Annotated in this window: 7 protein-coding genes; 3 read left to right on the forward strand and 4 right to left on the reverse strand. The window is 65.8% G+C overall.

Annotated elements, in window-relative coordinates; genetic code table 11:
• Position 1: 1 nt before the first annotated feature.
• Genes ACP150_RS16300 through ACP150_RS16315 form a run of 4 tightly spaced genes read right to left on the reverse strand, consistent with a single transcriptional unit; the run spans position 2 to position 4738 of the window.
• Positions 2-637 carry a DUF3726 domain-containing protein gene (locus ACP150_RS16300; RefSeq protein WP_424967723.1) on the reverse strand — a complete coding sequence of 212 codons (636 nt, stop codon included), beginning with the start codon at positions 635-637 and terminating at the stop codon, positions 2-4.
• On the reverse strand, positions 634-2316 hold the full coding sequence (locus ACP150_RS16305; RefSeq protein WP_424967724.1) for a hypothetical protein: 1683 nt from the start codon (positions 2314-2316) through the stop codon (positions 634-636). The genes ACP150_RS16300 and ACP150_RS16305 overlap by 4 nt, the downstream gene beginning before the upstream one ends.
• Positions 2313-3287: a membrane dipeptidase gene (locus ACP150_RS16310; protein ID WP_424967725.1), complete on the reverse strand. Its 975-nt coding sequence runs from the start codon at positions 3285-3287 to the stop codon at positions 2313-2315. The genes ACP150_RS16305 and ACP150_RS16310 overlap by 4 nt, the downstream gene beginning before the upstream one ends.
• Positions 3287-4738 carry an aldehyde dehydrogenase family protein gene (locus tag ACP150_RS16315; protein ID WP_424967726.1) on the reverse strand — a complete coding sequence of 484 codons (1452 nt, stop codon included), beginning with the start codon at positions 4736-4738 and terminating at the stop codon, positions 3287-3289. The genes ACP150_RS16310 and ACP150_RS16315 overlap by 1 nt, the downstream gene beginning before the upstream one ends.
• A gap of 97 nt (positions 4739-4835) precedes the next feature.
• Here ACP150_RS16315 and ACP150_RS16320 point away from each other — a divergent pair, with 97 nt between their 5' ends.
• The 3 genes from ACP150_RS16320 to ACP150_RS16330 all read left to right on the forward strand — a co-directional run bounded on the left by ACP150_RS16320 (position 4836) and on the right by ACP150_RS16330 (position 7947).
• On the forward strand, positions 4836-5717 hold the full coding sequence (locus tag ACP150_RS16320; RefSeq protein WP_424967727.1) for a LysR family transcriptional regulator: 882 nt from the start codon (positions 4836-4838) through the stop codon (positions 5715-5717).
• A gap of 542 nt (positions 5718-6259) precedes the next feature.
• A complete protein-coding gene (locus ACP150_RS16325) occupies positions 6260-7018 on the forward strand; it encodes an electron transfer flavoprotein subunit beta/FixA family protein (protein ID WP_424966971.1) in 759 nt (252 codons plus the stop codon).
• Positions 7018-7947 carry an electron transfer flavoprotein subunit alpha/FixB family protein gene (locus ACP150_RS16330; protein WP_424966972.1) on the forward strand — a complete coding sequence of 310 codons (930 nt, stop codon included), beginning with the start codon at positions 7018-7020 and terminating at the stop codon, positions 7945-7947. The genes ACP150_RS16325 and ACP150_RS16330 overlap by 1 nt, the downstream gene beginning before the upstream one ends.
• Positions 7948-8063: the final 116 nt, after the last annotated feature.

Consider the following 8063-nt stretch of genomic DNA (forward strand, 5'->3'; position numbering starts at 1 on the left):
GTCAGTCCCTGTCTGGTGTTCCGGCGCCCGCGCCCTTGCGGCGGCTTTCTTCGGTGGCGGGGGCGTAGGTGCGATGCGCAAAAGCGTTGAGGCTGTCCCAGGCGGCGGGATCCGGTGTTGCACGGCTCAGCGCCGCACGCGGCGTCGCCGCCACGCCGCCACGCGCCAGCCGGAGCCAGGGGGCGGTCGCGATCTGCCCCTCTTCCGTCAGGTCGAGAGAGGATCCTTCGGTGACCGCAGCCCCGCCGAGCCATGTCAGCGTGACGGGCGCGTCATATTGTGTGGCGACCAGAGCAGCGAAAGGCAAAAGCATCCGGGGCACGGCCATGGGACCCATTCGAAGGTCCGCGGGGCGCGCGACCAACGCATGATCGGCGAGTGCCGTACCGGTCATCAGGGGGCACAGCGTCCCGCCCGGCGCAGCCCATGCGCCGCCACGCAGATCCGGCGTGATCGCCGCCATCGGCGCGCCATCGAACCTGTGCAGAACCTCGGCCAGCAGGGCACAGCCATCCTGCCCCCGGGCGCAAAGCCAGCGCGTGGCCTTGCCCGCATCCTCGGCGATTCCCCAGGGGTAGCCCGCGCCCCGCGTTGCCTTCTTCGCGGTCGCCTCCACCTCGTTCAGGGAAAAGCTCACTCCGGGACCTGCGGATAGACCCAGTGGTCCGCGGTGTCTGGGCCAAGCTCTTCGGGATAGGGCGCGCCCGCATACATGCAGATCCGCACCCAGCGATCCGAGCGCGGATCGAAGCGGGTGGCGCCGAAGAACGAGAGTTTGGCGCGCAGCATGTCGATCGGCAGGACCTGATCGCTGATCGTATTGTCGCGGATCTCGCCATAGGGGGCAAAACGGCTCATCTGGGCCCGGCGGATGGTGTGGCGATGCTCGGGATGTTGCAGCAGGAAGGCGGCGATGGGACTGTCGGCTGCCCATGTCTCAAGATCTCGCGCGGCGGCTGTGGCGTCGCGGGCCGGGGCGAGGGGCTGTTCATAGGCCGCGATGGGCTCGTCGAACCGTTCGCCCATGCGGGGTTCGAGCTTCTCCTCGGAGACATACCAAGCCCGGGCGCAGGTCTCGGGCTTGTCCCAGTCGAGACCTGAGGCCCAGCCAAAGGCCCGCTGCAACAGGCACCGGACATCCGAGACCGGCATGGCGCCATCGATCCGGAACGCATCCGTGTTGGTGTCGGACATGCAATGGGCGAGCCCGTCCACGAGGTCGGGATAGGGTTCGAGGATGAGTGAGGCGAGCAGTTCCTGACCCTCTTCGCTGAGCCCGGTTTCCGACCATGTGCAGAGCCAGTCCCAAGGATTTCCGGCCTCCAGAACATCCGTGGCCGCGAGCGCGCAGAGTGCCGCCAGATCCGCGCGGAGGGTTTCCAGTTTGCGCGCCTGAAGCGGGTGCGCGGTCTTCCACAGGGTCACCGAATGCGCGCTGCGCGCGAGCAGGTCGCGAAAGAGTGCGATCTCGGCAGCACTGGCGCGCGGCACGGCGCGGACCCGGGCAATCGCCTCTTCCCGGGCCATGACCCAGTTGTTGAACAGGATCGGGTGATTGACGAGGAAGGGCGCCATGCCGAGGCCGGTGGAGTTGCCGATGCCCAGCTGCCGCGCGATCGCCGGGTCGAGCCGGGCGGCTTTGTCGCCCCCGGCGGCCTGCGCCATATGCTCCACCAGATCGCGCACAAAGGTGCGGATCAGGTAGACCGAGAGCATCTCGGCCTGAAAGGGCAGTTCCAGCTCGGGACGATCCGCCACGGTTTCGCGATCTGCGGCGCCGAACTTGCCCGAGCCATACACCGCCGTGGTGCGCATCAGATAGCCCACCGCGTCGATCTGGGCCGGGTCGGGCTGCCGCCCGGCGGCGAGCGCGTCGACCACATGGGTCCAGAGCCGGACGGAGCGGTTCGCCCGCGACAGCGAGAGCTCGGTCTCGCCGATCCGGCCCGCTTCCTGCAGGGGAACCTGTTTTGCGAGCCGGGCGATATCCTCTGGCTCCGGGACACCGTCGAACAGGGTGAAGGTCGCGTCCCAGGCTTCGGCGATCACCCGGTCCGAGCGTTTCTCGGCGGGCAGGTCATGGGCGAAGGCGATGAGGGAATAGGCGCGTTCCGGCCCGGTGGCCGTATAGACGGCATGGCCGACCCCGGACGTGTCGATATCGAAAACCGGGCGCGAGAAACGCCAGCCCTCGCGTGCCATCCGCCGGGTCAGCACCCGCATGAAGCTCAGACGGCTCTGGTGGAACGCGCCGAGGCGTTTCAGCCGCATGACCGTCTCTGGCGACCGACGCGCGATATCCCGCGGGGCGCTCATGGCCGGGGCCCGAAATTCTCGGCAAAGAACCGGTACCAGTTGCCGCCCATGATCGCGGCCACCTCGTCAGGGGTCATGCCGACTTCCCGCAAGCCGCTCTCGATCCGGCCGAAATCGCGATTGTCCTGAAACCAGCCTGGCATGTCCGGAAAGCCGGGCGCGGCTGCGGATCCTTCGCCATAGTCGATCTCCTTGGTCCAGCGTCCGGTGCGCATCCATTCAACCACGCTGTCGGGCTGGTCCTGACACAGGTCCGAGCCGATCCCGAAATGTGCGATGCCGAATTGCTCTGCCATACGGGCGACCATCTCACAGAAATCCTGCAATTTGCAGTCAGATTTTCCCCTCAGGTGGTGCGGATAGAGCGAGAAGCCCATCATCCCGCCGTTTTCGACCACGGCGCGGATCACCTCGGGGCGTTTGTTGCGCCGGGCCGGGGCCCAGTCGAACGGGTTGGCATGGGTGATCGCGATGGGGCGGTCGGACAACTCGGCCGCCTCGATGGTGGAGCGGTCTGCCGAATGGCTCATATCGACCACGAGCCCGACCCGGTTCATCTCGCGGATGACCTGCTTGCCCATGCGGGTGAGGCCGGGGTCCTCGGCCTCGTAGCAGCCGGTCGCGAGCAGGGACTGGTTGTTATAGGTGAGCTGCATGAACCGCGCGCCCAGCGTATGCAGGATTTCGACTAGGCCGATGTCATCCTCCATGGGGCTGGGGTTCTGAAACCCGAAGAAGATGGCGGTCCGGTCACTGGCCCGGGCGCGGTCGATATCAGCAGCAGTCTCGCCCTTGAGGATCAGATCCGGGAACTGCTCGAACCAGCGGTTCCACTGCTCGAAGTTCAGAACCGTTTCGCGAAAGCTTTCGTGATAGGCGATGGTGACATGCACCGCATCCACCTGTCCGGCGCGCATCTGGCGAAAGATCGTCTCGGACCAACGCGCATATTGCAGGGCGTCGATCCGCATCAGGCCGGGACCCCGGCGGCGATATAGGCGGTTTTCACGGTGGTATAGAACTCGGCAGCGGCCTTGCCCTGCTCCCGCGGGCCGTAAGAGCTTTGACCCCGGCCGCCAAAGGGCACGTGGTAGTCGGTTCCGGCCGTGGGCAGGTTGACCGTCACGACCCCGGTGCGGGCATTGCGGCGGAAATGGGTGGCGCGGGCGAGATCACGGGTGACGATGCCCGAGGTCAGCCCAAAGACCGTGTCGTTGACGGTGGCGAGCGCCTCGTCATAGCTGCCCACCTTGAGGATCGCGGTGAGCGGGGCGAACATCTCTTCGCGGTTGATGCGCATGGTGTTGGTGGTGTTCAGGAAGACACCCGGTGCCATGAAATAGCCTTCGGTCGGGCGATCAAGTCGGGTCCCGCCACAGGCAAGCTCGGCCCCCTCGGACCGGCCAAGGGCCACATAGTCGAGGTTTTCGTCCAGCTGCGTCTGGCTGACGACCGGCCCGATCTGCGTGGCCGGGTCGAGGGCATGCCCGACCTGCAAGGCCTGCGCCCCGGCAACCAGCCGCTCGACAAAGGCGTCATGGATCGCGTGATGCACGATCAGCCGGGAGGAGGCAGTGCATTTCTGCCCCGTCCCGCCAAACGCGCCCCCCAGAGCCACCGTGACAGCGAGGTCGAGATCCGCATCCTCCATCACCGCAAGCGCGTTTTTCGACCCCATCTCGAGCTGGATCTTGGTGAAGTTCTGCACCGCCGCCGCGGCGATTCCGCGTCCCACGGGGACCGAGCCGGTGAAGGACACCGCGTTGATCCCGGGGCTTTCCACCAGACGCTGCCCAATGGTGCGCCCGGAGCCCATCACCAGCGAAAAGAGCCCCTCGGGGATGTCCTGTCGCGCGATGATCTCAGTCAGGGCCACCGCCGAGGCCGGGGTCAGGTTGGCCGGTTTCCACAGCACCGCATTGCCATAGCAGAGCGCGGGCGCGATCTTCCACGCGGCGGTCGCGGTGGGAAAGTTCCATGGCGAGATGATGCCCACAACCCCCACCGGCTCGCGGCGCACATCGATCTCGATCCCGTCGCGGACGGAATCCGCCGTCTCCCCCAACTGACGCAGGCACTCGGCAGCGTAATAGGTGAAGAACTGACCGGCGCGGAACACCTCGCCCTTGCCCTCGGCGAGGGGCTTGCCCTCTTCGCGGCTGAGCAGTCTGCCCAGCTCTTCGGCCCGGGCCATGAGCTCGGTCCCGATGGCCTGCAGCACCGATTGCCGCCGCTCCAACCCGTAACCCGCCCAGATCCGCTGCGCCTCCTGCGCCCGGGCGATGGCCTCGTCGAGCTGTGCCGCACTGGCCTGGGCAAAATGACCGATCAGATCGCTCAGATCCGACGGGTTCCGGTTCTCGATGTTGGTGTCACCCGCCACCCAGTGACCTGCGATGTAGTTCAGCTTTGTCTCGGTCACGGGCCATGTCCTGTTCTGGAATGGCGCAACTGTGGACGGGCGGGGAGGGATCAGTCAAACTCGAACAAATGAAGTAAATTTCAGGATTGCTGAAATCATGATCAAGATCGAGATGCTCCGTTGTTTCAGTGTCGTGGCGCGGTCCGGCAATCTGGCGGATGCCGCGACGCGTCTCGGACGCACCCAGTCAGCGATCTCCATGACCCTCAAGCAGCTGGAAGACGCGCTGGGACAGAAGCTTTTTCAAGGCGAACGCAAGAACCATCTGACCCCGGTCGGCGTGCAGATCCTCGCCCTGGCCCAGCAACAGGTCGAGAGTTTTGACACCGCCATCCGCGATATAGAGGCCACGGCCCGCGCGCCCCGGGGGCTGTTGCGGATCATCTCCGTGCCGTCGGCGGCGGGCAGCCTTGTGCCCCACGTGGCAGAGGATCTGCTTGCGCGATACCCCGGCTTGCAGATCGATATCCGCGATGGCGAAACCGAGGCGGTCCTGAATGCGCTCGGGCGCGGGGAGGCGGATCTGGGCATCGTTTCCGGAGAGCATGCCTTGCGGGGTGTGGTCTCTGCGCCGCTTTTCGAGGATGCGTTCGGGCTCACCTGCGCGCGGGATCACCCGCTGGCGGACCGGGACGGGGATCTGTGCTTTGCCGATACGGCTGGCTTTGACATCGTCGGCAACACCCTGTGCCGCGCGTTGGACCATGACGGGCTGCAGGCGGCCATCGCGGCCACGGCCCTTCATGCCCATAACACGCTGTCCCTGATCGGGATCCTGCAACAGGGGGCGCGGTTCACGATCCTGCCGCGGGCGGTGGTCGCCAACCTGCCGGGGCGTCTGAGCTTCCGCCCTCTGCAGGATCTCCCGGCGCGGCGCAGCGTCTCTGTCCTGATCTCAGAACGTGCCAGTCAGCGAGAGATCGCAGAGGAGTGCGCTGCCATGCTGCAGGTCTTGTGCCGACAGGACGGATCGCCCTAGGCCCCCTTCGCAGGCGTGACACCCATGGCGGCAGCGCGCACAGCCTTGGCTGAGACTGCGACCGGTCTGACTTCCCGCATATAACAGGCCCGAAGGCCGTCGCCTGATCCTTTCCGGTGGCGCAAGCGCCCGGGTCGCCGGTCCCGACGGTGCAGGCCGGTGAGTCTCTCTTCGCCGCGCACGGTTCCGAGAGCGACGCGGATCTGAGCACATGCCCGAATGCGCGTCGGTTTCCTCATCTCAAATCATGAAAAATCGTCGCGAACAGGCGACCTGCATGAAATTTTGATCTGTAATTTCATTTCAGGATATGCCAGATCCGCGCATAAGGCATTCACATGACCGCGCGGGTCCAGAACGAGGAAAGGAGCTGAGACGATGACATACGCGTTGCGCGAAGCGGCTTCTCCTGCACCGTCTTCGCTCTGGTCTGCGCGAAAGGCCGGGCCGCCCCACGTGGCACTACCCAGCACCGACGCGGTGCGCGCCGGGCGACACCCTGACATCACCAAACGCGAACTGCATGAAGGAGACATGGTCTTATGAAGGTATTGGTGCCTGTGAAGCGCGTTATTGATTATAACGTGAAGGTCCGTGTTAAGGCGGATGGGAGCGGTGTTGATCTTGCGAATGTGAAGATGTCGATGAACCCGTTTGACGAGATTGCCGTGGAAGAGGCGATCCGTCTGAAGGAGGCGGGGACGGCCACGGAAGTTGTGGCGGTGTCGATCGGCGTCAAGCAGTCCCAGGAGACCCTGCGCACGGCGCTGGCCATGGGTGCGGATCGGGCGATCCTGATCAATGCGGCCGAGGATGTGCACACCGATATCGAGCCTCTGGCCGTGGCCAAGCTGCTCGCGGCGGTGGTCAAGGACGAAGAGCCGGGGCTCGTGCTCTGCGGCAAGCAGGCGATCGACAATGACATGAACGCCACGGGCCAGATGCTCAGCGCGCTTCTGGGCTGGTCCCAGGCGACCTTTGCCTCCGAGCTCAGCGTCGAGGGCGACAGCGCCAGCGTGACCCGCGAGGTCGATGGCGGCTTGCAGACGATCAAGGTCTCGCTGCCGGCGATTGTCAGCGTGGATCTGCGCCTCAACGAGCCGCGCTACGCCTCGCTGCCCAATATCATGAAGGCCAAGAAGAAGCCTCTGGATGAGAAGACGCCGGCCGATTACGGCGTCGATGTGGCCCCGCGCCTGAGCGTGGTCAAGACCTCCGAGCCGGCCGAGCGCGCCGCCGGGATCAAGGTCGGCTCGGTGGATGAGCTGGTGTCGAAACTCAAGGAAGCAGGAGCTGTCTGATGGCTGTTTTGTGTCTGGCAGAAGTAACCGATGGGGCGCTGGCGATGGATGCCACCGCCAAGGCCGTCAGCGCGAGCGCGGCTCTGGGTGAGGTGACGCTGCTCTGCGTGGGCGCGTCGGCCAAGGCGGCGGCGGCCGAGGCGGCGACGATCTCGGGCGTGGCCAAGGTGCTGGTGGCCGAGGATGCGCTTTACGGGCATCGCCTGGCCGAGCCGGTGGCGGCGCTGATCGCGTCCCTGGCCGAGGGCTATTCCCATGTGGTGGCGCCGGCGACGACCGATGCCAAGAACATCATGCCCCGGGTGGCCGCCCTTCTGGATGTGATGGTGCTGTCGGATGTGGTGGCCGTGGTGGATGCGGACACGTTCGACCGGCCGATCTATGCGGGCAACGCGATCCAGACCGTGAGATCGGCGGATGCGACCAAGGTGATCACCTTCCGGACCTCGACCTTCGATGCGGCCGAGACCGGCGGCAGCGCGCCGGTCGAAGAGATCGCGGCGGGCGACAATCCAGGCCTGAGCGCCTGGGTCGAGGACAAGGTCGCCGAGAGCGACCGGCCCGAGCTGACCTCCGCGGGCGTGGTGGTCTCTGGCGGGCGCGGCGTGGGCTCCGAAGAGGACTTCGCCATGATCGAGAAGCTCGCCGACACGCTGGGGGCCGCCGTGGGCGCCTCGCGCGCCGCGGTCGATAGCGGCTACGCGCCGAATGACTGGCAGGTCGGGCAGACCGGCAAGGTGGTGGCGCCGGATCTCTACGTGGCCGTGGGCATCTCGGGCGCGATCCAGCACCTGGCCGGGATGAAGGACAGCAAGGTGATCGTGGCGATCAACAAGGACGAGGAGGCCCCGATCTTTCAGGTCGCCGATTACGGCCTGGTCGCCGACCTCTTCGCCGCCGTCCCCGAACTCACCGAAAAACTCGGCTGAGGACGACGACGACCCGGAACAGCGGCCCAAACCCCGCCCCAAGACAGACCCGGACACAACCCGGACAAACCCGGGCCCAAACCAAACACAAAGGCCGGAGATAATCCTCCGGCCTT

It is taken from the genome of Dinoroseobacter sp. S375 (genome assembly GCF_049800775.1).
Taxonomy (GTDB): domain Bacteria; phylum Pseudomonadota; class Alphaproteobacteria; order Rhodobacterales; family Rhodobacteraceae; genus Dinoroseobacter.